General features: G+C 71.2%; 24 protein-coding genes. 12 read left to right on the plus strand and 12 right to left on the minus strand.

Going from position 1 to position 24,734, the window contains the following annotated elements; genetic code table 11:
• The first annotated feature begins 39 nt into the window (after window positions 1-39).
• From OHA25_RS34335 to OHA25_RS34355, 5 genes are all read left to right on the plus strand, one after another.
• Window positions 40-1,017, plus strand: a complete 978-nt coding sequence (locus OHA25_RS34335; protein ID WP_327581062.1) for a sugar ABC transporter substrate-binding protein — start codon at window positions 40-42, stop codon at window positions 1,015-1,017.
• A complete protein-coding gene (locus tag OHA25_RS34340; RefSeq protein ID WP_327581063.1) occupies window positions 1,014-2,045 on the plus strand; it encodes an ABC transporter permease in 1,032 nt (343 codons plus the stop codon). Before OHA25_RS34335 ends, OHA25_RS34340 begins: the two co-directional genes overlap by 4 nt.
• On the plus strand, window positions 2,042-2,797 hold the full coding sequence (locus tag OHA25_RS34345) for an ATP-binding cassette domain-containing protein (protein ID WP_327581064.1): 756 nt from the start codon (window positions 2,042-2,044) through the stop codon (window positions 2,795-2,797). Before OHA25_RS34340 ends, OHA25_RS34345 begins: the two co-directional genes overlap by 4 nt.
• A gap of 274 nt (window positions 2,798-3,071) precedes the next feature.
• Window positions 3,072-3,656, plus strand: coding sequence for an ArsR/SmtB family transcription factor (locus OHA25_RS34350; protein WP_327581065.1), 585 nt, complete (start codon window positions 3,072-3,074; stop codon window positions 3,654-3,656).
• A complete protein-coding gene (locus OHA25_RS34355; RefSeq protein ID WP_327581066.1) occupies window positions 3,656-4,951 on the plus strand; it encodes an MFS transporter in 1,296 nt (431 codons plus the stop codon). The genes OHA25_RS34350 and OHA25_RS34355 overlap by 1 nt, the downstream gene beginning before the upstream one ends.
• Here the strand turns inward: OHA25_RS34355 and OHA25_RS34360 are convergent.
• Complete coding sequence (locus OHA25_RS34360; protein WP_327581067.1) at window positions 4,914-5,297, minus strand: hypothetical protein; 384 nt, start codon at window positions 5,295-5,297, stop codon at window positions 4,914-4,916. The two genes, OHA25_RS34355 and OHA25_RS34360, sit on opposite strands and share 38 nt — an antisense overlap.
• Before the next feature lie 82 nt (window positions 5,298-5,379).
• On the opposite strand from OHA25_RS34360, the gene OHA25_RS34365 reads away from it, so the two are divergent.
• The gene (locus OHA25_RS34365) at window positions 5,380-6,000 is read left to right on the plus strand and encodes an IMPACT family protein (protein WP_327581068.1); all 621 of its coding nucleotides are present in this window, start codon (window positions 5,380-5,382) and stop codon (window positions 5,998-6,000) included.
• 105 nt (window positions 6,001-6,105) lie between these two features.
• Here the strand turns inward: OHA25_RS34365 and OHA25_RS34370 are convergent, their stop codons facing one another.
• Window positions 6,106-7,344 carry an isochorismate synthase gene (locus tag OHA25_RS34370; protein WP_327581069.1) on the minus strand — a complete coding sequence of 413 codons (1,239 nt, stop codon included), beginning with the start codon at window positions 7,342-7,344 and terminating at the stop codon, window positions 6,106-6,108.
• A gap of 217 nt (window positions 7,345-7,561) precedes the next feature.
• On the opposite strand from OHA25_RS34370, the gene OHA25_RS34375 reads away from it, so the two are divergent.
• Window positions 7,562-8,392: an SGNH/GDSL hydrolase family protein gene (locus OHA25_RS34375; protein WP_327581070.1), complete on the plus strand. Its 831-nt coding sequence runs from the start codon at window positions 7,562-7,564 to the stop codon at window positions 8,390-8,392.
• Here OHA25_RS34375 and OHA25_RS34380 read toward each other — a convergent pair.
• Complete coding sequence (locus OHA25_RS34380; protein ID WP_327581071.1) at window positions 8,389-9,102, minus strand: HNH endonuclease family protein; 714 nt, start codon at window positions 9,100-9,102, stop codon at window positions 8,389-8,391. The genes OHA25_RS34375 and OHA25_RS34380 overlap by 4 nt on opposite strands.
• A 188-nt stretch (window positions 9,103-9,290) precedes the next feature.
• Between OHA25_RS34380 and OHA25_RS34385 the strand changes: the two genes are divergently transcribed.
• On the plus strand, window positions 9,291-10,211 hold the full coding sequence (locus OHA25_RS34385; RefSeq protein WP_327581072.1) for a S1C family serine protease: 921 nt from the start codon (window positions 9,291-9,293) through the stop codon (window positions 10,209-10,211).
• Here OHA25_RS34385 and OHA25_RS34390 read toward each other — a convergent pair.
• The 5 genes from OHA25_RS34390 to OHA25_RS34410 all read right to left on the minus strand — a co-directional run bounded on the left by OHA25_RS34390 (window position 10,171) and on the right by OHA25_RS34410 (window position 18,287).
• Window positions 10,171-11,559 carry a glycosyltransferase family 4 protein gene (locus OHA25_RS34390; protein WP_327581073.1) on the minus strand — a complete coding sequence of 463 codons (1,389 nt, stop codon included), beginning with the start codon at window positions 11,557-11,559 and terminating at the stop codon, window positions 10,171-10,173. The genes OHA25_RS34385 and OHA25_RS34390 overlap by 41 nt on opposite strands.
• Window positions 11,560-11,718: 159 nt before the next feature.
• Window positions 11,719-14,832 carry a S41 family peptidase gene (locus OHA25_RS34395; protein ID WP_327581074.1) on the minus strand — a complete coding sequence of 1,038 codons (3,114 nt, stop codon included), beginning with the start codon at window positions 14,830-14,832 and terminating at the stop codon, window positions 11,719-11,721.
• A 106-nt stretch (window positions 14,833-14,938) separates the two neighbouring features.
• A complete protein-coding gene (locus OHA25_RS34400; RefSeq protein WP_281287126.1) occupies window positions 14,939-15,061 on the minus strand; it encodes a hypothetical protein in 123 nt (40 codons plus the stop codon).
• 107 nt (window positions 15,062-15,168) lie between these two features.
• Window positions 15,169-17,043 (minus strand): translation factor GTPase family protein, encoded by a 1,875-nt coding sequence (locus tag OHA25_RS34405; RefSeq protein ID WP_327581075.1) that lies wholly within the window; start codon window positions 17,041-17,043, stop codon window positions 15,169-15,171.
• A 212-nt stretch (window positions 17,044-17,255) separates the two neighbouring features.
• Window positions 17,256-18,287 (minus strand): Rv2578c family radical SAM protein, encoded by a 1,032-nt coding sequence (locus tag OHA25_RS34410; RefSeq protein ID WP_327581076.1) that lies wholly within the window; start codon window positions 18,285-18,287, stop codon window positions 17,256-17,258.
• A gap of 134 nt (window positions 18,288-18,421) precedes the next feature.
• Here OHA25_RS34410 and OHA25_RS34415 point away from each other — a divergent pair, with 134 nt between their 5' ends.
• Window positions 18,422-18,694: a DUF3040 domain-containing protein gene (locus OHA25_RS34415; protein WP_305917238.1), complete on the plus strand. Its 273-nt coding sequence runs from the start codon at window positions 18,422-18,424 to the stop codon at window positions 18,692-18,694.
• A 3-nt stretch (window positions 18,695-18,697) separates the two neighbouring features.
• On the opposite strand, the gene OHA25_RS34420 is transcribed toward OHA25_RS34415, so the two are convergent.
• Complete coding sequence (locus OHA25_RS34420; protein ID WP_327581077.1) at window positions 18,698-19,549, minus strand: polysaccharide deacetylase family protein; 852 nt, start codon at window positions 19,547-19,549, stop codon at window positions 18,698-18,700.
• Between the two features lie 42 nt (window positions 19,550-19,591).
• Window positions 19,592-20,344, minus strand: a complete 753-nt coding sequence (locus OHA25_RS34425; protein WP_327581078.1) for a siderophore-interacting protein — start codon at window positions 20,342-20,344, stop codon at window positions 19,592-19,594.
• A 95-nt stretch (window positions 20,345-20,439) separates the two neighbouring features.
• Between OHA25_RS34425 and OHA25_RS34430 the strand changes: the two genes are divergently transcribed.
• Window positions 20,440-21,147, plus strand: coding sequence for a TetR/AcrR family transcriptional regulator (locus OHA25_RS34430; RefSeq protein WP_327581079.1), 708 nt, complete (start codon window positions 20,440-20,442; stop codon window positions 21,145-21,147).
• On the opposite strand, the gene OHA25_RS34435 is transcribed toward OHA25_RS34430, so the two are convergent.
• The gene (locus OHA25_RS34435; RefSeq protein ID WP_327581080.1) at window positions 21,126-21,608 is read right to left on the minus strand and encodes an OsmC family protein; all 483 of its coding nucleotides are present in this window, start codon (window positions 21,606-21,608) and stop codon (window positions 21,126-21,128) included. The genes OHA25_RS34430 and OHA25_RS34435 overlap by 22 nt on opposite strands.
• Complete coding sequence (locus OHA25_RS34440; RefSeq protein WP_327581081.1) at window positions 21,605-22,252, minus strand: GntR family transcriptional regulator; 648 nt, start codon at window positions 22,250-22,252, stop codon at window positions 21,605-21,607. The genes OHA25_RS34435 and OHA25_RS34440 overlap by 4 nt, the downstream gene beginning before the upstream one ends.
• A gap of 79 nt (window positions 22,253-22,331) precedes the next feature.
• On the opposite strand from OHA25_RS34440, the gene OHA25_RS34445 reads away from it, so the two are divergent.
• Window positions 22,332-23,885: an MFS transporter gene (locus tag OHA25_RS34445; RefSeq protein WP_327581082.1), complete on the plus strand. Its 1,554-nt coding sequence runs from the start codon at window positions 22,332-22,334 to the stop codon at window positions 23,883-23,885.
• Between the two features lie 73 nt (window positions 23,886-23,958).
• Window positions 23,959-24,606, plus strand: coding sequence for a PadR family transcriptional regulator (locus OHA25_RS34450; RefSeq protein ID WP_327581083.1), 648 nt, complete (start codon window positions 23,959-23,961; stop codon window positions 24,604-24,606).
• Window positions 24,607-24,734 lie beyond the last annotated feature (128 nt).

A 24,734-nucleotide genomic window follows, 5' to 3' on the forward strand; every position in this document is an offset into this window, starting at 1 on the left:
GTACAACCAGGCCAAGCCCGTTGGTCTTGGAGGTGTCCTGTGAGACGTACCCCGATCGTGCTGGCCCTGCTCGGCGCCCTCGCCGTGACCGGCTGTTCCTCTGGAGGCCAGAGCGCGCAGAGCGCCTCTCCCGCAACCTCGGCGGCCCCGCAGGCGGGTGGCGCCAGGTTCGCCGTCATCACCCACGGCGCGCCCGGCGACTCCTTCTGGGACGTGGTCAAGAACGGCGCCGAGGCCGCGGGCAAGCAGTACGGGGTGAGCGTCACCTACCAGGGCGATGGTGACCCCGCCAAGCAGTCGCAACTCATCGACCAGGCCGTCTCCGGGAAGGTGGACGGCGTCGTGGTCTCCATGGCCAACCCTGACGCGCTGAAGGAGGCCATCGGCAAGGCCGTCGCCGCGAAGATCCCGGTGGTGACCATCAACTCGGGCGCCGACTCCTCCAAGGCGGTCGGCGCCATCACACACGTCGGCCAGTCGGAGGACGTGGCCGGTCGGGGCGCGGGGGAGCAGCTCAAGGCCGCCGGCGTCACCAAGCTGCTGTGCGTCATCCACGAGGCCGGCAACGTCGGTCTCGACCAGCGGTGCAAGGGCGCCGAGGAGACCCTCGGCGGGACCGTCGAGCGGCTGCAGGTGGACGTGAGCAACCTGGCCGACGTGACCTCCAAGGTCACCGCCAAGCTCCAGTCGGACCAGCAGGTCAACGGCGTGTTGTCGCTCAACCCTGCCATCGCGATCGCCGCCAGGGACGCGATCAAGGACTCGGGGTCGCAGGCCAAGCTGGCGACGTTCGACCTGTCGGCCGACGTCGTGGACGCGATCAAGGCCGGTGAGGTCCTGTTCGCCGTGGACCAGCAGCAGTACCTGCAGGGCTACCTGCCGATCACCTTCCTCAATCTGTACAAGGCCAACCTCAACACCGTCGGCGGCGGCCTGCCGGTCAACACCGGGCCGGGGTTCGTGACCAAGGACAACGCCGAGCAGGTGGCCAAGCTGGCCGAGGCCGGCACCCGATGACGGTCACGGCCGACGAGCGGGTCGCCCAGGTCGGGCTGGCCCGCCGCCTGCTGATCCGGCCCGAACTGGGCGCGGTCGTCGGCATGGTCGTGGTCTTCGTGTTCTTCGCCGCCCAGTCGCCGGTGTTCCGGTCGCCGGACGGCATCGCGAACTGGCTCGACCCGGCGGCCACGCTCGGCATCATGGCGGTCGCGGTCGCGTTGCTGATGATCGGCGGGGAGTTCGACCTGTCGGCAGGCGTGCTGACCGGCACGAGCGGCCTGATCCTGGTCACCCTGGCCACGCGCTTCGGGTTCAACGTGTGGATCGCCATGCTCGTCGGCCTGGTCGTGGCGCTGGCCGTGGGCCTCGCCAACGGGCTGGTCGTCACGCGGACCAAGCTGCCCAGCTTCATCGTCACGCTGGGCACGTTCCTGATGCTGCAGGGGATCAACCTCGGGGTCACGAAGGCCATCACCGGGACCGTGCAGGTCAGCGGCCTGCGCCGGGCCTCCGGGTTCGAGGGCGCGAACGCCGTCCTCGCCGGCACGATCCAGATCGGCGGGACGTCGTTCCGGGTGGCGATCCTGTGGTGGATCCTGGTCACCGCGGTGGCGACCTGGGTGCTCATGCGGTCCAAGGCCGGCAACTGGATCTTCGCGGTGGGCGGCAACGAGCAGGCCGCCCGCGCGGTCGGCGTGCCGGCCGTCCGTACGAAGATCGCCCTGTTCATGACGACGGCGTTCGCGGCGTGGCTGGTCGGCTCGATCCTGGCGCTGCGCTACACCTCCGTCCAGGCCAACATCGGCATCGGGCAGGAGTTCATCTACATCATCGCGGCCGTGATCGGCGGCTGCCTGCTCACCGGCGGGTACGGCTCCGCCATCGGGGCCGCCATCGGCGCGGTCATCTTCGGCATGGCCGACAAGGGCATCGTGTTCCTGGGCTGGGACGCCGACTGGTTCACGTTCTTCCTGGGCGGGATGTTGCTGCTGGCGACGCTGGCCAACCGCCTGGTCCGGCGCTACGCCGAGGAGGTGCGGCATTGATCCTCGAGACCCGGGGCATCGGCAAGACGTTCGGCTCGGTGCTGGCGCTGCGCGAGGTGTCGATGGGCGTGGCGGCCGGGCAGGTCGTCTGCGTGCTCGGCGACAACGGCGCGGGCAAGTCCACGCTCATCAAGATCCTCGCCGGGGTCCACCAGCACGACGCGGGCACGCTGCTGGTGGACGGGGCGGAGGTGCGCTTCTCCAGCCCGCGTGACGCGCTCGACCGCGGCATCGCCACCGTCTACCAGGACCTGGCGATGATCCCGCTCATGTCGGTGTGGCGGAACTTCTTCCTCGGCTCCGAGCCGACCAAGGGCCTGGCCTTCGACGTGGCCCAGGCCCGCCGGGTGGCCCGCGAGGAGCTGAAGGCGATGGGCATCGACATCCGCGACGTCGACCAGCCGGTCGGCACGCTGTCCGGCGGGGAACGCCAGTCGGTGGCCATCGCCAGGGCCGTGCACTTCGGCGCCCGCGTGCTCATCCTCGACGAGCCCACCTCGGCGCTGGGCGTCAAGCAGGCGGGCGTGGTGCTGCGCTACATCGCCCGGGCCCGCGACCGGGGGCTCGGCGTGGTGTTCATCACCCACAACCCGCACCACGCCTACCCGGTGGGGGACCGGTTCCTGCTGCTCAACCGGGGGACCAGCATGGGCGAGTACGCCAAGGCCGACATCACGCCGCAGGCGCTGACCTCGCTCATGGCGGGCGGGGCGGAGCTGGAGGAGCTGGCACACGAGCTGAAACGACAATGACCGGAATTTGAGGGTTTTGGGCGATACCTCGGACCTGCTCGGAGGTAGGAAGGGGCGTGAAGCGAGAGGCCGGGGAGGTGCGTTTGATCTACAACGTAAAGGCGTCCGGCGTGTTGCTGTTCGGACCGTTATTACCCAACGCCGAAGTCCGGAGGGGAGTGCCTTCTCCGGGCTTTGGCATGTCTAGCCTCGATAGCCTTGGCTCCGAGAATTGCAAACAGTTCTTCGCGAAGAGATCTTTGCGAAGAACTGTTTGCGGTTTAGTCTTCGAGGCATGACCGATCCCCGAGAGAGCGTGGTCGTCCTCGACGCCAAAGGGCTGCGGGCGCTGGCCCATCCGGTCCGCGTACAGCTCGTCGACCTGCTGCGCAAGCACGGCCCGTCCACCGCCACCCGCCTGGCCGAGCGGCTCGGCGTGAACTCGGGCACCGCCAGCTACCACCTGCGCAGGCTGGGCGCGGCCGGGTTCGTCGAGGAGGACACCGAGCGCGGCAACGCGCGGGAGCGCTGGTGGCGCTCCGTCCACCGGATCACTCGCCTCACCGACGAGGACGGGTTGCCGGATCGGGAGCCGGAGGCGGTGCTGACGTACATGCAGTCCATCGCCGCCCTCTACAACCTGCGGGTCCAGCAGGCGCTGAATGAGATGCAGACCATGCCGCGGCCGTGGCGCGGCGCGATGGACCTGAGCTCCCACACCCTCCGCCTCACCGTGGAGGAGACCCGGCGACTGCGGGAGGACCTGGGCGAGGTCTTGGCGCGCTACCGGCGTGACGGCGAGCAGGCGCCGCCGGGCGCGGCCCGGGTCTACCTGATGACGCAGGTCCTGCCCGAGCCGGACACCGCAGAGGAATCGTGATGGAGCCGCGCCGGTTCTTACGGCCGATGGCCGGAGTGCTGGCGGCCATGGCCGTGTCGCTGACCGGGACGCGGGTGTCGGCCATCGCGCTGCCCTGGTTCGTGCTGACGACCACTGGCAGCGCGGTGTGGACCGGGGTGGTGGCGTTCGCGGAGATGGCCCCGTACGTGCTGGTCAAGGCGTTGACGGGGCCGCTCGTCGACCGGATGGGACCGCGCCGGATCTCATGGGTCGCCGACGTCGTGAGCGCCTTGGCCGCCGTCGCGGTGGTTCTGCTGTTCATGCTCGGCCGGTTGCCGCTGGGCGTGATCATCGTGGCGGTCGCCGTGATCGGCGCGGCCCGCGGGCCGGGAGACCTGGCCAAGGAGGTCATGGTTCCGGAGGCGGCTGAGCGCGGGCGGGTGCCGCTGGAGCGGGCCACCGGGCTGATGGGTGTGACGGACCGGCTGGCCTCGACGGTGGGCCCCGCGGTGGGTGGCGCACTGGTGGCGCTGCTCGGCTCGCTGGGCGCCCTGGGCGTCAGCGCCGTCTGCTTCGCGCTCGGGTCGATGATCGTCGCGGTGGCGTTGCCGCGCGGCATGGGACATCGCACGCAGGAGCGGGAGGCGCGCGAGGGATACTGGCGGCGCTTCGGCCAGGGCTTCGTGTTCCTGCGCGGCGAGCCCATGCTGCGCGCGATGATCGTCATGGTCGCCGTCACCAACCTGTTGGACGCGGCCTACGGCCAGGTGCTCGCGCCCGTGTGGGCGAAGGAGTCCGGCCACGGGCCCGCCGTCCTCGGGTTGAACAACAGCGTGATCAGTCTGACCGCGGTCGGCGGCAGCCTGGTGGCCGCCGCGATCGCGCACCGGATGCGGCGCAGGCCGGTGTTCTTCGTGGCCTTCCTGCTGGCCGGGCCGCCGAAGTTCGTCATCCTGGCCGCGGACGTGCCGGTGCCGGCGGTGGTGGTGGTGCTCGCGGTGAGCGGGTTCTGCGGCGGGTTCCTGAACCCGATCCTGAGCGCGATCTCCTACGAGCGGATCCCCCGGCACCTGCTCGGCCGGGTGAACGCCCTGGGGAGCTCACTGGCGTGGGCCGGCATCCCGCTGGGCGGGGTGCTGGCGGGGGTGGCGGTGGCCGGCGCGGGGGTGGCGCCGGTGCTGCTGATCTGCGGCGTGGCCTACGCGCTCACCACGACCTTGACGGGATTGCGACCCGCCTCCCGCGACATGGACCGGCTCCGCGGCCATGGACCGCCTGTAGCGGAGCAGAGGGACGTCACCGAGGGGAGTCGATCCTCGGGTCGCCCTCCGTGACGAACAAGCCGCCGTCCTCGCCCCCGACGGGGACCGGCCGCTCCGCGATGACCCGGGGCAACATCGCGGCGACTTCGCGCGCCAGGAGAGGATCGGCACGGAACGCCGCCACGATCGCCAGCTTCAACGCCTTATGACTGGGCGCGTCGTCCGGCTTCGCCTCGGCCACCGCCTCGATCACCGCCTTGGAGGAGGCGTCGCCGCGGCCGAACACGCGCTGCAGGATGCGGGCGCCGCGGGCGACCGGGGTGTTGGCGGCCAATTCGCTGGTCTTGGCCAGCACGCTCACGCCGTAGGCGCCGATCGCGGAGATGACGAAGGGCATGACGTCGTTCGCAGTGTCCATGGAGACGCTCCCCGAGGTCTTATGGAATGAACGTGATGCTAGCCCGGATGGTTCCGGCGGCGACGGCATTACTCTGTCGGATGTGCCTGCTCCGTACCTCACTCTCACCACCACCGTCGAGCACGAGACCGAGGTGCGGCGATCGCGCTTCCTCTGCGCCGTGGCGCCAGCGCGGAGCGTGGAGGAGGCTGCGGCGTTCATCGCCGGGCGGCGGCGCGCATACGCCGACGCCACCCACAACTGCACCGCCTACGTCATCGGGCAGCGCATTCAGAAGGGCGACGACGACGGGGAGCCGGGCGGAACCGCGGGCACGCCGATGGTGCAGGCCCTGGTGGGGCGGGGGTTCAGCGACGTGGTGGCGGTGGTGACCCGCTATTTCGGCGGTGTGCTGCTGGGGGCGGGCGGGCTGGTGCGGGCCTACGGGTCGGCGGTGACGGAGACCCTGGACCGGGCCGAGCCGGTGCGGATGGTGCCGGCCAAGCGGGTGCGCGTCTCGGTGGCGCACGACCAGGCCGGGCGGGTGGAGAACGATCTGCGGGCCTCACGTTACGCGGTCGAGGACGTGGTGTACGCGAGCGACGTCACGTTCGCCGTCGCGGTGGGGGAGGACGAGGTGGCGACGTTCGCCGACTGGGTTGCCACGCTGACGGCCGGCCGGGCGCGCGTGGACGTGGGCGAGAACGTCCACGTCCCCGCCTGAGCGGCGTCGGCCGGGCCCCTGAGCGGCGTCGGCCGGGCCCCTGAGCGGCGTCGGCCCGGCCCCTGAGCGGCGTCGGCCCGGCCCCTGAGGGGAGCCGAGCCGGGCTCAGCCCTCCAGCGCGTACTGCATGACGCGGAACTTGGCCTGCGCCTCGGCCAGCTCGGCGGCCGGGTCGGAGTCGCCCATGATGCCGCCGCCGGCGAACAGGCGGGCGCGGCGGCCCTGGATGAGCCCCGAGCGCAGCGCGATGCCCCACTCACCGTCGCCGTGGGCGTCGATCCAGCCGACCGGCCCGGCGTATCCGGCCCGGTCCATGCCCTCCAGCTCGCGGATGACCTTGATCGCGGTGTCGGTCGGGGTGCCGCCGACGGCCGCGGTGGGGTGCATGGCGGCGACCACGTCCAGCACCGACGCCCCGTCGGCCAGCCGGCCGCTGACGTGGCTGGCCAGGTGCTGGACGTTGGGCAGCATGAGCAGCTCGGGCTCGTCCGGGGTGGTGAGCGATGAGCACAGCGGGGCGAGGGTCTGGCGGACGGAGGCGATCGCGCATTCGTGCTCGTGCCGGTCCTTCGCCGAGGCGAGCAGCGCGGCCCCGCGGGCGACGTCGTCGGCCGGTCCGGTGCCGCGCGGGGTCGTGCCGGCCAGCACGAGCGACTCGATCTCCTGCCCGGTGCGCCGGATCAGCAGCTCGGGGGTGGCGCCGACCAGGCCCGCGACGGAGAACGTGTAGCACTCGGGGTAGCGGCGGGCCAGCCGGGAGAGCAGCAGCCGCACGTCGATGGGGCGTTCGGCGGTGGCGACGAGGTCGCGGGCGAGCACGACCTTCTCCAGCTCGCCGTCGCGGATGCGCTGGGCGGCGCGGGCCACGACATGCTCCCACTCCGGGGCGGAGAGGCTGCCGTCGCCGTAGCTGATGCGGCCGGGGTTGCGCAGGGGCGAGAAGGTCTGCAGCGGCGCCTCCCCGATGGTGGTCAGCCAGGCGTGGCCGTCGCGGCGGGCGAGCACCGCCTGCGGCACGACCAGGACCGAGCCGTCGGCGTCCTCGTCGAAGGTGAAGCTGCCGAAGGCGACGGGACCCGAGCCGGGGGTGCGGACTGCGTCGTCGACGTGCGCGTCGCCGAACACGCCGGCCAGCCACTGCCGTGCCCAGGCGAACCTGCCCGGCCCCGGCGGCACGGCGACCCTGGCGGCCTCGCCCCAGCCGACGAGTCCCTCGCCGTTCCTGATCCAGGCGTACGGCGCCGTGCTTGGCAGAGAGGCTAGCCCAGCCGACAGATTGCCGGGGTCGACCACGGGGGTGGTGCGAACCGGCAGCGGGCGGATTGTTCCGAGCGCGACACTCACTCAAGACATGCTATTCGCGACCTGAACATGTTCGACTCGGACCCCCGTGAATGGCACGTTACGGCCAGCGAACTCGGAAAAAACCGGACGCCATGCGAGATTGGTCACAGCCTGATCATCTTCGGGCTGTCAAGCGGCCATATGAAGACGGTCCTGAAATGGCAGACCTTGCCTCAACGCCATAGTCCGCGCATGATCGGCTCTCTACCTTGGGGCCATGATCGCTCGCCTGGGCCCCATCCTCGCCGCGGCCGTCGTCCTGTCCGGTGCAGCTCCGGCGCAGGCCGCCGCGGAGCCCGTACCCGAGATCATGGCCGCGCTCGGCGACTCCGTCTCCAGCGGCTTCAACGCCTGCGGCTGGTACGTCTCCTGCACCTCCCGCTCGTGGTCGACAGGTGACCATCGGGAGATCACCAGCCACTACCTGCGCCTGTCGAGGTTGTCTGGAACGCTCCACAAGCACAACCTCAACTACGCCGTCCCCGGCTCCACCAGCGCCGACCTGCTCGGCCAGGTGAAGAAGGCGGTCGCGGCCAAGGCCGACTACGTGACGATTCTCATAGGCGCCCAGGACGCGTGCGCGCGCACCGAGCAGGCCATGACTCCGGTGGCGACCTACCGGCAGCGCCTGGAGGCGGCGCTGGCCGAGCTGCGGGCCGGCATGCCCAGCGCGCGGGTGCTCATCGCCAGCATCCCCGACCTGCGGCGCTTGTGGCAGGCGGGCTGGCGCAACCCGCTGGCCAGGACGTTCTGGACACTGGGCCGCATCTGCCCCACGATGCTGGCCAACCCGTCCTCCACCAAGCGGGCCGACACCGAGCGCCGCACCCGGGTGCGCGAGCGGGTGATCGCCTACAACCGGGCCGCCGCCCAGGCCTGCGCCGCTTACGGTCCCCGCTGCGACACCGACGGCGGCGCCGTGTTCACCTTTCCCTTCACCCTCGACCACGTCAGCAAGTGGGACTTCTTCCACCCGAGCGCGGCCGGGCAGCGGGCGCTGGCCGAGCTGACGTTCACGAACGGCTTCGACTGGATCGACCCGCGTTAGCGGCACTGCGCCAGCATCGTCTTCTTGTCGGCCGCGGTGACCGGCACGTTGTACTTGAACGCGACCTGCGCGAAGCGGGTCACGTACGCGCAGCGGATGCGCCGCTGCGGCGGCAGCCAGCTCGCCGGCCCGGAGGCGTCCTTCTCCTCGTTGGCCTCGCCGTCGACCGGCAGCAGGTTGAGCGGGTCCTGGGCGAAGTCGAGCCGCTTGGACATGGGCCAGCGCGGCGCGCCCATGCGCCAGCCGTAGTTCAGCGGCACCACGTGGTCGACCTGCACCTCGTCGGCGTTGTCCTGGTGCCAGAAGATGGTCCTGCCCGTGTAGGGGTCGTCCAGGGTCATCGACACGACCTCGCAGGCCGAGCCCTCCCGGTACGTCACGTCGCGGCCGTCGCGGGTCAGCAGGTCGTCGCGGGTGCGGCACCCGTTGCCCGCGTACGGCACGCCGGTCGCCGTGTCGGCCCAGTTCTCCCCGTACCGGGTGCGTTCGTAGCCGGTGTTGGGACCTAAGCTCTTGACGCGCAGCCGCTGGATGAGGTCGCGCGCCTTGGCCTTGTCGGCGTCGGAGACGATGGGGGCCAGGCCCGGCAGCGTGCCGCTGACGTTGCCCAGCGGGCTGGCGGCGGTGGCCGGCGGGGTCTTGGTGGTGCCGACGAAGGAAACGACGATGACGGCTCCCGCGAGAAGGGCGATGGCGTCCTTCGTGCTCAACCGGTCCTCCGTGAGCTTGCCAGTTGTCTAGAGAAATTCCCGGCTTCCACCGTTTTGACACGGGGAGAGTTGTGTGACTGATCGACTCGGACGCCGATCTTCACGTTCCCGCGCAGCGCCGGTGACGGCCGCCCGCCTGGCGGGAGGCGGAGTTAACGTGTAATCCTGTAAGCAAAGGAGGGCACGTGATGGCGGATCCCCTCGACGCCTACTCGCGCGTCGTCTCTTCCGTGGCGGCCGAATTGCTGCCGAAGGTGGCCAGCGTGCGGGCCGGCCGGGGCAGCGGGTCCGCGGTGGTGTTCACCGCCGACGGGTTCCTGCTGACCAATGCGCACGTCGTCGGTTCCTCCCGTGCCGGAACGGTCGCGTTCGGCGACGGCACCTCGGGTGACTTCGTGGTGGTGGGTCGCGATCCGCTGTCGGATCTGGCCGTGATCAGGGCGCAGACGGCCACGCCGGCGCCCGCCGTGCTCGGCGACAGCGACGAGCTGGTCGTCGGGCAGCTGGTGGTGGCCGTGGGCACGCCGCTCGGGCTGGCCGGGTCGGTGACGGCCGGGGTGGTGTCGGGGCTGGGCCGGTCGTTGCCCGCACGCAGCGGGTCCAACGTGCGGCTGATCGAGGACGTGATTCAGACCGACGCGGCGCTCAACCCGGGCAACTCCGGCGGGGCGCTGGCCGACTCGCGGGCACGGGTGGTCGGGATCAACACGGCCGTGGCGGGGATCGGCGTGGGGCTGGCCGTGCCGATGAACAGCACGACCCGCTCCATCATCGCCGCGCTGATCAGGGACGGCCGGGTCAGGCGGGCGTTCCTCGGGCTGGTGACGTCACCGGCGCCGCTGCCCGAGCAGCTGCGGCGGCGTACCGGGCAGGACGGGGCGCTGCGCGTGGTCGAGGTGGTGCCGGGCTCGCCCGCCGACCAGGCCGGGCTACGGGCGGGCGACCTGGTGCTGAGCGCGGGCCGCAGCCCGGTGGGCGACGCGCAGAGCCTGCAGCGGCTGATGTTCGCCGACGCGATCGGGCGGCCGCTGCCGATCACCGTCTATCGCAACGGGGCGCTGGTCGACGTCATTGCCGAGCCGGTGGAGCTGACGGGCTCCGGGGTGTGACGTCGGACATGCCGGACTCGAGCACGTCGGACATGCCGGACTCGGGTGCGTCGGACCTGGTGCCGGACTCGGGCTCGGCCGGTGGCTGGGGCCTGACGTAGGTTCCGTTCCGGCGGGCCAGGAGCTCGGCCAGCAGCGCGTCCCACTTCTGCCCGATCACGTCCGGGTCGTAGGCGTGCGCCGTCTCCAGCGCCCGCGCGGCCAGGTCCCTGCGCAGTTGCTCGTCCTCGATGACCCGGTTGATGGCCTCCGCCAGGTTGGCGTTGGTACGCGGCTTGACCAGCAGCCCGTCCACCTCGTGCGTGATCATCTCCTTGGGGCCGTGCGGGCTGTTGAAACTGACGATCGCCAGCCCCTTGGCCATGGCCTCGAGGATCGTCATGGGGAAGCCCTCGTGGCGGGAGCTGAGCACGTAAATGGAGGCCTTCTCGAGTTCGGCGCCCACGTCGGAGGTGGGGCCGGGCAGCTCGACCTTGCCCTCGAGCCCGGCGTCGATGATCTGCTGGCGCAGGTTGTCCTCCTGCGGGCCGGCGCCGAAGATCCGCAGCTTCCAGTCCGGGTGGGCGGCGGCGATGCTCTCCCAGGCGGTGATGAGCCGATGGAAGCCCTTGATGCGGGTCAGGCGGCCGACCGCGATGGCGACCTTGGCGTCGAGCTTGGCCACGTCCCCCGACATGGGTGGCACGGCGTTGGGGATGCGTGTCAGCTTGCGAGGCTTCTTCGGTAGCGTCTCACGGTAGTCGCGCAGGTCGGCCTTGGTGAGGGTGACCAGGGCGTCGAGGCGGCGGTAGCGCCACTTGATGAGCTCCTGGATCGGCTCGGCCTGGGTGCGCAGCGCCACGTGCTCCTGCCCGATCGTGATGACGCCGGGCGGCGCCAACTGGGCCATCGCCAGGTTGAGCCCCGGCCGGGTGGCCATCAGCACGCCGCTGTCGAGGGAGCGGATGTAGCGGGCCAGCTTGAGGTCGGTCCACAGGTTGAAGCGGTGGAAGGCCGACTCCTCCTTGGGGATCAGCCTGCTGGGCAGCTTCGACAGCACCGCGCGCAGCGGGTCGGGGCTGGGACTGAGCCGGTCGTCGAGGAAGTGGAACCTGACCCGCGGGTCGATCGGGAAGAACGGCTCCTCGGCCTCCTTCAGGATGCTCACGATCTCCACGTCGTGCTCTTTGGCCAGATAGCTCGCCAGGTTGAACACGGTCCTGATCGTGCCGCCCATGCCGTAGGCGTGCAGCAGCAGGATGCGGATGCGCTGCGTGGAGGGCGGCGGCGCGTTGCGCGCCCTGCGCCGGTTGTACCCCCGATAGAGCCGGACCGCGGCCGACTTTCCCTTGCGTGCCAGTGCGCGCACCTGACATGTCCCCCTTTAGGACCAAGAAGTGAACAACACACGTGGCCGGCGACAAAAGTCATGCCCTTTGCCACCGGCCATTGTCTCGCGTCGGCGGAGTGCACCGTTCATCCCCTATGCGCTTTCCCCACCTCTGATCGTTAGACGCCCGCTACGCGCCTAAGGTTGCATTCGCGGCCTATGTGAGGGATCGGGAGTGTGCGGGGGTCGCTCGGCCAGCAGCTCGAGCGCGATGTCGATGGCCTGCTCCAGCTGCGTGTCCACGCCCCGCGCGTAGTCCTGCGGGGTGATGTCGACCTCGATGTCCGGGTCGGTGCCGTAGTTCTCCACCTGCCAGCCGACGTCGTCGAAGGCGAAGGAGAACTCCGGCTGCGTCGTCACGGTCCCGTCGGCCAGCTGGTGCCGCGGCCAGATCCCGATGACTCCGCCCCACGTGCGCTTGCCGACCAGCGGGCCCAGCTTCAGCACCTTGAAGGTGTGGCTGAAGATGTCGCCGTCGGAGCCCGCCCATTCGTTGGTGATGGCCACCAGCGGACCGCGCGGCGACTGCGGCGGGTACGGCTCCGTCGCCCCCCACCTCGGGTAGTCGTAGCCGAGCCGGCGCCGCGACAACTTCTCCAGCAGCAGCGCCGACACATGCCCGCCGCCGTTGAACCGCACGTCCACGATGAGCGCGTGGCGGTCGTACTCGGCCAGGAACCCGCGGTGGAACTCGCCGAACCCGTCCGTCCCCATGTCGGGCACGTGCAGGTAGCCGACCCGGCCGGCGGAGCGCTGGTGGCATCGGGCGCGATTGAGGTTGACCCAGTCGCGATAGCGAGCCGGCTGCTCGTCGGCGATCGCCCGCACGGTGACCGTGAAGACCCGCTGCTCGCGGCGCAGGGTCAGCTCGACCTCCTCGCCCGCCTGGTTCACCAGGCGCTCGTTCGGCGTGGCCGCCGCGCCGATGGGCGCGCCGTTGATCGCCAGGACCGCGTCGCCCGGGCGTACGTCCACGCCGAGCCGGCGCAGCGGCGAGGTGGCCGCCGGATCCCACGGGTCTCCGGTGACGACGGCGCGGATGTGGTAGACGCCGTCGCGGTAGTCCCAGTCGACGCCGAGCTTGCCCTGGGTGTACTCGGGGCCGGGCCGGTATTCGCCGCCGCTCTCGTAGGCGTGGCTGGTGGCCAGCTCGCCGTGCAGCTCCCACAGCAGGTCGGAGAACTCGCCCCGGGTCGTGACCCGGTCGACCAGCGGATGGTAGCGGTCGTACACGGCCGGCCAGTCCACCCCCGCCATGTCCTCGCTCCAGAAGTTCTCCCGCTGCAGCCGCCACGCCTCGCGGAACATCTGCCGCCACTCCGTCTCCGGGCACACCGACACCTTGACGCGCGACAGGTCGACCCAGCCGCTCGCGCGCCCCGGGCGCTCGTCGTCCCCCTCCGGCGCCTCGCCGGCCTTGACCACCCGCAGCCTGGAGCCCGCCCGGTACAGCAGCGTCTTGTGGTCGCGGCCCAGCTCGAAGTCGGTGACGCCGTCGGCGAAGGTCTCCTTCTTGCCCTTGGCGAGGTCGTACAGATGCAGCGTGTTCTCACCCTCCGGGTGGCTGGCGAGGATCAGCACCTTGCCCTTGAGCCCGGCCAGCCGCTCATAGCGGCCTTCGGGCAGGGGGAACGCCGTGACGCGGCGGGCCAGCCCGTCGACGTCCACATGCAGCGGTCCTGGCTCCTCGCCGTCGTCCTCGTCCTCCTTCTGCTCCAGCGGGTGCGGCTCGCGCACGAACGGGTCCGGCGCGTCCGCGCGCAGCGCCACCGCGTACGGGCGGGTGCCCAGCGGGAAACCCAGGTCGAACTGGAGCTGGTCGTAGACGGGGGAGAAGGTCCGCTGGCCGATGAAGTACAGGTAGCGGCCCCGTGGGTCGAACGCCGGCCGTGAATCCTTGAGCACCGGCTCGGTGGCCTGCACGGTCAGCCCCGTCTCCGGGTGGTGCAGCTTGATCGCGGTGGTCTGGGCGTTGAGCGGGGCCGCGTAGGCCAGCCACCGGCCATCGTGCGACCAGGCCAGGTCCTCGGGCGAGCCGTGCGGGTTGGCCTCGACCAGGTCGGAGCGGCCTGTGACCAGGTCGAGCAGGTGCAGCTCGAGACGGTGGTTGACGATCGCCATCCGGTCGTGCGCCGGGTCGGGGACGAGGGCGTTGATCCGGCCCAGCCGGGCGACCTCCGTGCCGGGGCCGCCCTCGCCGCCCTCGAGGATCACCAGTTTCTCCTCGTCGCTGTCGTCGCTGGCCGCCGCGATCAGCCGCGCGCCGTCGTTGAGCCAGGTCAGGCACCGGTAGCGGACGCCGTCCTCCGCGCCGTGCTGGTGGACCGGGCCCTCCCAGTTCGCCATCGCGTACGCCTTGCCGCGCGCCGTGATCGCCAGCGCGCTGCCGTCCGGACTGAGCGTGGCGTTGTCGAGGTAGTCGGCGGCCTCCACGAAGCGGCGGTTGCGCTGCGTGCGGGAGCTGGCCAGCCGCACGTCGAGCCGGCGCGGCCGCTCGCCGGGGTCCAGCAGGTACAGCTCCGCGCCCGCGTGGTAGACCAGCCGGTGCCCGTCGCCCGACAGGTTGCGCGCGTAGTAGTCGTCGTGGTGGGTGTGCTTGCGCAGGTCCTGGCCGCGGGGGTCGCAGGAGTAGACGTTGCCCACGCCCTCGTGGTCGGAGAGGAAGCACACCCGGCCGTCGCTCCAGCAGGGCGAGGCGAGGTTGCCGGGCAGCCTGATCAGCCGCCGGAACTCGCCCTCGCCGTCCGGGTCGATCCACAGGTCGCCGACGGTGCCGCCGCGGTAGCGCTTCCAGCGGGCGGGGTCGGCGGTGTTGCGGCCGAGCACGATCATCCCGTCGGGACCGTACGCGATCGAGTTCGCCGGGCCGTACGGCAGCCGCTCCGGCACCCCGCCGGGCGCCACCCGGTGCAGCCACTTACGGCCCTCGAACGGCTGGGCGGCGTCGCTGGCGTACAGGACACGGCCCTCGGGGTCCCAGCCGGTCACCGTGCAGCGGGCGCCGTGGAAGGTCACCCGGCGGGCCGCGCCGCCGTCGGCCGGCATGACGTACACCTCTTCCGGGCCCTCCTCCCGGCCGACGAACGCCAGCTGGTCGCCGCGCGGCGAGATCCGCGGATAACCGGCCTCGGCGAGCCCGGCGGTCAGCCGGAAGGCCCGCCCGCCCTGGGCGGAGACCATCCACAGGTCGTCTTCGGCGGCGAAGACGACGACGTCGTGGAAGACAGCGGGGAAGCGCAGGTAGGCGGACATGGCAGCGGCTCCACGGTCGATCGGACAGCTAGGGGCGCCCCCCGGTTGTCCGATCATGTCACCCGGCGGGCGGGCGGCTCGCGCCGCCCGCCCGCCGGTTCCAGGATCATCCCTCGTCCGAGGGCTTCCTGGTCTCCTTCTTCGTCTCCTTGGCCTGCCTGCTCGTCTTGATGGCCTGTCGCTTCGACTTGCCCGACTTGGCGGCGGGTTTCTTCTTCGTGTCTGCCATGGGAATTCCCCCCTGTACGGACGAGGTGCCCAATTGGTACACCAAGCTCGTTAATACCCACCTAACGTCGAAAATCGACCGTCTAGCGGCGAAAAGCGACATACCGCCTATCTGGTGGGCCGGTCGCCGGCCGGCTCCGACCACCACACGCCCTCGCCGTGCGACAGGCCCGGCAGCCGCTGCTCGAACGCGTGCACCACGGCCGCCGGGATCTCACCCGTGATCACCCAGGAGTCCTCGCGTCGCGCCGTGCCGTCGAGCTCGCCGCCGAGCGCCGCCAGCGCGCCCGTCACCGCGCTGAACGCCTCCAGCGGGATCTCGACCTCGAAGCGATGGCACGGCTCGTACACCGTGGTGCCCGACCGGCGCAGCGCCCGCATGAGCACGAGCGGGGTGCGGCCGCGGAAGTCGGCCGCGACGGTGGTCGGCGCGTCGTAACCGGTCCTGGTCAGCGTGACCATGACGTCGGTCACTGGCCAGCCGTGCGGGCCGGCGCGCAGCGTCAGGCGTACGCTCTCCTCGATCGCCCGGTGGAAGGCCTGCGGCAGCGATCCGAGATCGACCTCGAGCCGGTAGCCGACGCCCGATCCCGGCGCGGCCGGCTCCACCCGCAGGCCGACGGTCGCCATGAACGGGTTCGGGCCGTGCCGCTGGATCTCCTCGACGGCCTCGCCCGTGCCCGAAGGGCGCTCGAAGTAGACGGGCCGGCTCGGCTCGAACACCGCCTCGACGCCGAACTCCCTGGCCAGGGTCTCGCCGATGACCTCCTTCTGCACCTCCCCGTACAGCAGGACGGACGTCTCGCCACCCGCCAGTGTGCGCGTGCTGATCAACGGGTCCTGCTCGGCGAGGGTCACCAGAGCGGCATGCAGGCGGGGCTCGTGGCCGGGCACGCGCGGGCGCACGACCGTCTCCAGGCTGGGCGGGCTGAAGTGCGTCGTCCCGCCGGTGCGGGGTGGCTCGCCGACGTGGTCGCCGACGCGGATCTCCGGCACGCCCCACACCTTGACGATGTCGCCCGCCCTCGCCTGGCGCTGCTCCGGCGCGCCGGCGACCGTCAGCGCGGTAAGACGGCCCTCGTAGGCGCCGCCCTGCTGCCGGGCGCGGTGGAAGGTGAGGTGCTCGCGCGGCCGCAGCACCCCGGCGCGTACCCGCAGGTAGGCGGCCTTCTCGCCGGACGGGGCGCGCTCGATCGCGAACACGGTCGCCGTCCCTGGACGGTCGTCGTCGCCGTCCGGCCGGCGGACGGGCGGCAGCAGGCCGGCGATGGCGTCCAGGAGGTCGCCGACGCCTTGGCCCGTGATCGCCGATCCGTACACGACCGGATGCGCCACCCCGTCGGCGCACTGCCGGGCCAGCGCCGCGCGTAGCTGCGCCAGGTCGGGGGTCTTGCCGTCGACGAGCGACTCCAGCAGCCCGTCGTCCCGCTCGGCCAGGACCTCCGCCGCCTCCTCCACCCGCTCGGCCGGCAAGGCGTGCGTGGTGGCGGCCGCGCGGCTGATGTCGCGCACGGTGTTCAGCGCGACGCTGTACGGCGAGAGCCGCCGGCGGATGTCGGCGAGCACCTCCCGCTCTCTGGCGCCCATCCGGTCGATCTTGTTCACGAAGATCAACGTGGGCAGGCGCATCTTGCGCAGGGTCGTCATCAGGACCCGGGTGTGCGGCTGGACGCCCTCGACGGCCGACAGCACCAGCACGGCGCCGTCGAGGACGCCGAGCGCCCGCTCCACCTCGGCCACGAAGTCGGCGTGGCCGGGCGTGTCCACCAGGTTGACCCGCAGGTCACCGAGGCGGAAAGAGGCGACGGCCGTGCGGATCGTGATGCCGCGCCGGCGTTCGATCTCGCCGGTGTCGGTCTGCGTGCTGCCGTCGTCGACGCTGCCGAGCCGGGGGATGACGCCGGTCTCGAACAGCAGCCGCTCAGTGAGACTGGTCTTGCCCGCGTCTACATGCGCGAGGATGCCGATGTTGAGGATGTGCATGGATGCTGGAGCCCTCGAGAACTCTCGTGCCAATGGGGCGCTGGGAGAATCCGGGGCGGCCTCGCATCACATGCTCCTGGTAGTCGGGCCTGTAGGTCCCGGCCATCGTGCCATCGGTGGGCTCGTGGATGCGAGCGATTTAAGCCCGGCGCGCGTGTCGGCCCTCAAGGGGGACCGCCCGACCGGCCCGGGTGCCGGCCGGGCGGACGGCGTCACAGCAGGCGGAGCTGCTCCGGGGCCGGCGCGGCCGGGGCGGGGCGGGGCGGGAGGCGGCGGGCCATGGCCGGGGTGGCGCGGCCGACGCCGAAGCGCTCGGCCAGCTCCTTGACCTGCGACGTGATCCGCTGCTGGTACGCCTTCGGCGCGTAGGCGCCCCGCCCGTAGAGCTCCAGGTAACGCGGCACCAGACGGGGGTGCTCCCGCGACAGCCAGGTCAGCCACCACTCCCGCGCCCCCGGCCGCAGGTGCAGCACGATCGGGGCGATGTGGGTGGCGCCCGCGTCGGCGATCTCCTTCACCGTACGTTCGAGCTGAGCGGGGGAGTCGGTGAGGTAGGGCAGGATCGGCGCCATCAGCACCCCGCACGCGATGCCGTTGTCGTTGAGCGTGGCGCAGACCTCCAGCCGCCGGCGCGGGTTGGGCGTGCCGGGCTCCACCGCCCGCCACATCTCCGGATCGACGAACCCGGCCGACACGCTGGCGCTCACCTCGGTCACGCCGGCCGCCTCGGTGAGCAGGTCGAGGTCGCGCAGGATCAGCGTGCCCTTGGTGAGGATCGAGAACGGGTTGGCGGCGTCGCGCAGCGCGGCCAGGATGCCCCGCATCAACCGGTAGCGGCCCTCGGCACGCTGGTAACAGTCGACATTGGTGCCCATGGCGATGTGGTGGCCGCCCCAACGGGGCGAGGCCAGCTCCTTGCGGGCCAGCTCGGCGGCGTTGACCTTGACGACGATCTTGGAGTCGAAGTCCGCTCCGGCATCCAAATCCAGATATTCGTGCGTTTTTCGGGCAAAACAGTAAATGCAGCTATGGCTGCATCCGCGGTACGGGTTGATCGTGTACTCGAACGGCACCCGGCTTGCGGCCGGGACGCGGTTGACGATGGACCTGGCCCGGATCTCGTAGAAGGTCATGCCCGTGAACTCGGGCGTGTCGAAGGTGCGGGTGACCGCGCCGCGGGCGAAGAGCGGCGCGGCAGGATCGTCCTCGGCAGGCCCTGTCAGGCGCAGGTTGTCCCAGCGCATGCCATGATTAGAACAAAAGTTCGAGCTTGATCGCAAATGGAAAAGAGGGTGCAATTACCTAGTCAGGCTGGGGCTAATGATCTTCATGGTTGGGCAGAAAGACGCCACAGAGCTTGCGTTCCGGAGGTGCACCCATGGCCTGGTCGCAGGACGAGGAGCGGATGCTGGCCCAGATCGAGCAGCACCTCGTCGAGGACGATCCGCGACTCGTCGCACGGCTGGAGTCGTTCAACGAGCGGGTCCGTCGCAGCGAGGCGAGGTCGACAGGGCAGTCCGAAGGCCGGCGACGGCCGCGCCGCTCGACGGTCATCATCCTGATCAGCTGGTTGCTCATCGCCACGCTGGTCGCCACTCTTCTGATCATGGTTCTCCGTCACGACGCCGCCGCGCTCGCCTTCGCGCTCTGAGCGTCACCCCGTCGTCCATGCGCGCTGGATGACGTCGTAGCCGATCACGGTGATCCCTTCTCGCCGCAGCAGCTCGCGCGCCTGGGGTGAGGTGAGGAACGCGTAGTCGCTCCGGCGCACCCGCCATCCGTGCGGATCGACCGTGCGCGACTCCTCGCCGCCCAGGGCGGGATGCACGGCCCACTCGCTCAGGCCCGGCGGCAGGTCGCGAAGCAGCCGGGCGTACGCGGCCGCCTTGCCGTCCAGGTCCAGAGAGAAGCTGTCGACGAAATCGTGGTCGAGGACCGGCAGGCCGCGGGCGCGCAGCAGCGCGCGGGCGGGGTCCAGCCAGGCCCGCACCGCCAGACCGTACTCGACGGCCAGGGTCGCGGTCAGCTCGAACACGTCCTCGCGCCCGCCGTCGGCCAGGCAGTGCCAATCCAGATGGGAAGGCGCCAGGCCCGCGTCCAGCACGGCGTGGATCTGGGCGCGGAACTCGGCCTCGAGCTCGTCGATCCGGGCGCGGGCGAGCAGCTCGGGGATGCGGTCAGGGGTGGAGAACCCGCCCGACTCGTCGAGCAGCGACGGCACCTTTTCCCGGTCGGTGAGCGGTCCCCACGAATGGCCGGGCAGGTCGCACACCAGGGTCAGGTGGATGCCGAAAGGCAGCTCCGGCCGGTCGCGCAGCAGGGCCATGGCGTGGCCCGCGGCCGGGCACGGCGTCATCAGGCTGCACGAGGCGGCGATGCCGTCCTCGATCGAGCGGACGACGGCCTCGTTGACGTCCCGGTACATGCCGAAGTCGTCGTTGTTGACGATCAGCAGGCGTGCGTCCGGCGGAAATCCCAGCAACGCGCTGGAGGATTGTGCAGGCATGTCCTCAGCGTGATCACCGTGAAGGATTTGCACAAACGATTTTCAGTGGAGCCCGCGCTTGCCCGGCGTCCAGAACGGCTTGACCTTGATGGATGTACGTGCCCAATTGCGCTCCCGTACGAGATAGTCCCTGATCATCTGGCACGTCCGTGCCTCACCGGCGAGGTAGGCGGCGCCGGCGTTGCCCGGAAGGGCCAGGGAGGCGACCGCGGCGAGCAGCGTCCGTGAGGAGGCGGCCGGCGCCCCTGCCCGATGCACCCGGTGCAGCTCGTGCGGCCCCGGCATGGGCGGGTCGTGCTCGGGGGAGTCGCTCTCCAGCACGCCGTGCACGCGCGCCCGCGGCCCCAGGGCGCGGATCATCGGGCCGAACGCCGCGCTCGCCGTCTCGTCGCCGGCGAACAGGTGGAACGGCGCCTCGTCGCGGGTGAAGAAATCGCCGCGCGGCCACCAGAAGGTCACCGGATCGCCGGGCGCCACCTCGCGCGCCCAGCGCAGCCCGATGCCGTCCCCGCCGTACAGGTGCGCCCGCAGCTCCAGGCCCCGCCGGTCGGGATCCAGCTCCCAGATCGTGTACGTGCGCAGCGTGTCGGCGGGGCGCAGGATCCCCTGCACGGACAGCGGGTCGTTGAGCTGCACCCTGATGTGCTGGCCCGGCCGGTAGGGGAAGGCGATCGGCACGCCGGTCGCCAGGCGGATGCGGCGCATCGTGGGCGTGACGAGCTCGGCCTCGGTGACCGTCGCCGTCATGACGTACTTGGCGAAGGCGCCCGCGAGCGGATTGCACGTCCTGCTCATCCCGAGATCTCCTTTATGCCAGTAGATTTGCTTAGAGGCATTAAGGAAACATAGATGCCCTAGGATGTCAACGGACGGGTCGGGAAGGGAGAACGATGGTCGCGCAGGGCAGGCGTGCGAGAGTCCGGCAGGCGACGCTGGCGGAGATCCGCGCGACCGCGCGCAGGCTGCTGATCGAGCAGGGGTCGGCCGCCGTGACGATCAACGCCGTGGCCAGGGAGATGGGGATGAGCGGGCCGGCCCTCTACCACTACTACGCCGGTCACGAGGAGCTGGTCGGGGCGGTCACCGTGGACTTCATCCGCGAGCTGACCGAGGTCATGGAGGCGGCGCGGGAGGCGTGCCCGCCGGGGGATCACGGCCGGCGGCTGCTGGCGACCTGCCGGGCGATGCGGACGTGGGCGATCACGCACCGGGCGGAGTTCGGCTGGGTGTTCGCCAGCCCGATCACCGGCGAGCGGCGGCCGGACTCCCCGCGCGAGCTGGCCGGCCACGACTTCGGGCAGGTCTTCCTGGAGGAGGTCGCGGCGTTGTGGAAGAGCCGGCCGTTCCCCGTGCCCGCCGAGCTGGACCCGTCCATCAGGGAGCAGCTCCGGGCGTACACGGCCTCGCCCGGGCACGAGCTGCCCGTGGAGGCCGTGCACGTCGTCCTGTCGTGCTGGATCAGGCTGTACGGGCTGCTGTGCATGGAGGTGCTCAACCAGCTCGACTTCGCCTACACGGACCTGGAGCCGGTCTTCGAGGAGTGCCTGCGGGAGATTGCCCCCAGGCTCGGGCTGGACTACGAGGCCCCGGCGTCCTGAACGCGAACGACCGGCTCGTGGCGCACCGGGAAGTTGACCGAGGAGGCGATGAAGCACGCCTTGTGGGCGTCGGCGTGCAGGCGGGTGGCGGTCTCGGCCATCTCCGGCGCGGCCACGGTGACCTCCGGGCGCAGGACGACCTCGGTGAAGTGGCCGCCGTCCGCGGTCTCGGCCATGGTGCCCACGGCGCGGTCGACGTACGCGGTGACCACGACGCCCGCCACTGAGCACAGGTGCAGGAACCACAACATGTGGCACTGCGACAGCGAGCCGACCAGCAGCTGCTCCGGGTTCCAACGCGCCGGGTCGCCGCGGAAGGCGGGGTCGGAGCTGCCCGGGAGGGCCGGCGGGCCGTCGGCCGACAGCTCGTGGTCGCGGCCGTAGTCGCGGTAGCCGCTGGTGCCGGTGCCCTTGTTGCCGGTCCAGGTCACGACCGTCGGGTACGTGTGCAGGCGTGTCATGCGTGATCTTCCTTGTCGCGTCGGGTGGTGGTGCGGGTGTCGAGGACGTGGTCGCGGGCGATGGCACCGGCGTCCTCGGGGCGCCCGCCGGCGATCGCGGTCACCAGCCGCTCGTGCTGAGCGGACACGTGCGCCGGCCGGGACGGCGGGACGAGCGAGTGCAGGGTGGACACCTGGATCTGGTCCCAGATCCGCTCCAGCGCCCGCAGGGCCATCGTGTTGCCCGCCAGCTCCGCGATCGTGCGGTGGAAGCGCCGGTTGAGCCGCACGGCGTCGGCCAGGCGCCCTTCGGCCGTGGCGGTCGCGGTCAGCGTCGCGACCTCGCGTAGTGCCCGCAGGTCCGCGGGGGCGATGCGGCCTTCGCGCTGGCGCGCGGCGGCCAGCTCGGCGGTGAGCGCCTCCAGTGCGGCCCGCACCTGGTAGGCCTCGTCCAGGTCGTCTGCTTCCAGCGCCACGACCACCACGCCGCGGCCGGCCGGGCGGACGAGGCCGTCGGCGGCCAGCATGCGCAGGGCCTCGCGCACCGGGGTACGGCTCATCTCCAGGGTCGCCGCGGCCTCCATCTCGGTGAGCCGTGCGCCGGGCGGGTAGGAGCCGTCGAGGATGAGCTCCCGCAGGCGGCTGCATGCGACGTCGGTCTGCATGCGCGAAAGCTTTGCATACATTGCATACAAAGTCGACTCGCTTGACCTCAAGCTTGGTTGAGTTCCTACGGTCGGGACTATGACGGAAAACGTGGTTATCCGAGCGGGACGCCGGGAGTGGGCCGGTCTTGCCGTGCTCATCCTGCCGACCCTGCTGCTGTCCATTGACGTGACCGTGCTGCATCTGGCCGTGCCGATGCTCAGCGCCGACCTGCGGCCCAGCGCGTCCCAGCTGTTGTGGATCAACGATGTGTACGGGTTCCTCATCGCGGGGTTCCTCATCACCATGGGCGCGATCGGTGACCGGATCGGGCGCAAGCGGCTGCTCTTGATCGGCGCGACCGCGTTCGCCGTGGCGTCGGCCCTGGCCGCGTACGCGCCGAGCGCCGGCCTGCTCATCGTCGCCCGCGGCCTGCTCGGCATCGCCGGCGCGACGCTGATGCCGTCCACGTTGTCGCTGATCCGCACCATGTTCCGCGACCCCGCCCAGCGGACGGTGGCCATCAGCCTCTGGATGACGGGGTTCACCGGCGGCATGGTGATCGGCCCGCTGGTGGGCGGAGCCTTGCTGGAGAGCTTCTGGTGGGGGTCGGTGTTCCTGCTGGGCGTGCCGGTGATGGCCGTGTTGCTGGCGGCGGGGCCCTGGCTGCTACCGGAGTACCGGGACCCGGCCCCGGGGCGGCTGGACCTGGTCAGTGTGGCGCTCTCGCTGGCCGCCGTCATCTCGGCCATCTACGGGATCAAGGAGATCGCCGCGTACGGGCCCGGCGCGGGACCCGCGGCGGCCGTCGTGGCCGGTGTCGTCCTGGGCGCGGTGTTCGTCCGGCGGCAGCGGCTGCTGGCGGACCCGCTGCTGGACCTGAAGTTGTTCGCCGAGCGCCGGTTCAGCGCCTCGCTGGGCGTTCTGATGCTGGTCATCCTGGTCGGGCCGGGGATCATGCTGCTGACGGCGCAGTACATGCAGCTGGTGGCCGGCCTGACGCCGCTGCAGGCGGGGCTGTGGTCGCTGCCGCAGGCCGCGTCGCTCGTTCTGGGGTTCACGGCCGCGCCGGCGCTGGCCCGGCGGATCAGGCCCGCGTCGGTCATGGCCGGGGGTCTGGTGGTGTCCGCGGCCGGAATGGGCCTGCTGGCGGCCGCGGGCGGGACGTCGGGTCTGGCGTTCGTCGTGACCGCGCAGGTGCTGTTCTTCTTCGGCGCGGCGCCTCTCATGGTGCTGGGCACCGACATGGTCGTCGGCTCCGCCCCGCCCGAGCGCGCGGGGGCGGCCTCCGCCTTGTCGGAGACGGTGCAGGAGTTCGGCGGTGCTCTGGGGCTTGCGGCGTTCGGCTCGATCGCGGCGGCCGTGTATCGGGCGCGGATGACCGTGCCCGAGGGGGTGCCGGCCGGGATCGGTGAGGAGGCCCGCGACACGCTCGGGGCCGCGGCCGCCGCGGCCGCGCGGCTGCCCGATCCGGCCGCCACCGCGCTGCTGGACTCCGCGCGGGCCGCCTTCACCGGCTCCCTGCAGGTCACGGCCGTCGTGGGGGCGATTCTCGTGGCCTTCACGGCGGCTCTGACAGCCGTCGTCATGCGCCCGCTGTCTGCCGCGCCCCCGCCTACCCCGCAGGAGCAGAAGGTGGATCAGGCGGTCTGATCCGGACCCTTGCGTCCTCATATTCGCTCGCGTATATTCGTAGACGAGTATTCGTGAGCGGAGGTGAAGGGGGATGGCGAAGCGGCGGCCGGTCGCGAACCTGCTGGCTCTGGCCGTGCTGACCGTGGTCGTCCAGCGCCCCATGCACCCGTACGAGATGGCCTCGGTCCTGCGAGCACGCGGCAAGGACCAGGACATGCCGATCAAATGGGGATCCCTCTACACCGTCGTCCGCAACCTGGAGAAACACGGCCTGCTGGAGGCGGTGGAGAGCACCCGGCAGGGCGCCCGCCCCGAGCGGACCGTCTACCGCATCACCGACGCCGGGCGGGAGGAGGCCGAGGACTGGACCCGCGAGCTGCTGTCCACCCCGCGGCCCGAGCCCTCGTCCTTCGAGGCCGGCCTGTCGGTGATGGGCGGTCTCGGCCCCGACGAGGTGGCGCCGTTGCTGCGGCAGCGGCTGGAGTTGCTGGAGCGGCGGATCGAGGCCGACCGGGCGGACCTGGAGCGGGAGCGGCGCGAGATGCCGAGGCTGTTCTTGCTCGAATCCGAGTACGCCCTGGCGGTGCGGGAGGCGGAGGCCGGTTGGGTGCGTTCGCTGCTGGCCGAGCTGGAGGCAGGCACGTTTCCCGGCCAGGACGCCTGGCGGGCCTATCGCGAGACCGGCCGGCTGCCCGCCGACGTGGAGCACCTCGCGGAAAGGGGCCGGCCGAGCGAATGAAAGACCCGGCGGCGGGTGCTGGCACACCGGCCGCCGGGTGGACCTCGTAGCGACAGACCCGCGGAGCGGACCCCGGCCACGAGATGGCACTGGCAACGATAGCCGGGCTCCCTCCACGGACCGAACCC

The sequence above is a fragment of the Nonomuraea sp. NBC_00507 genome (assembly GCF_036013525.1).
In the GTDB taxonomy this organism is placed as follows: Bacteria; Actinomycetota; Actinomycetes; order Streptosporangiales; family Streptosporangiaceae; genus Nonomuraea.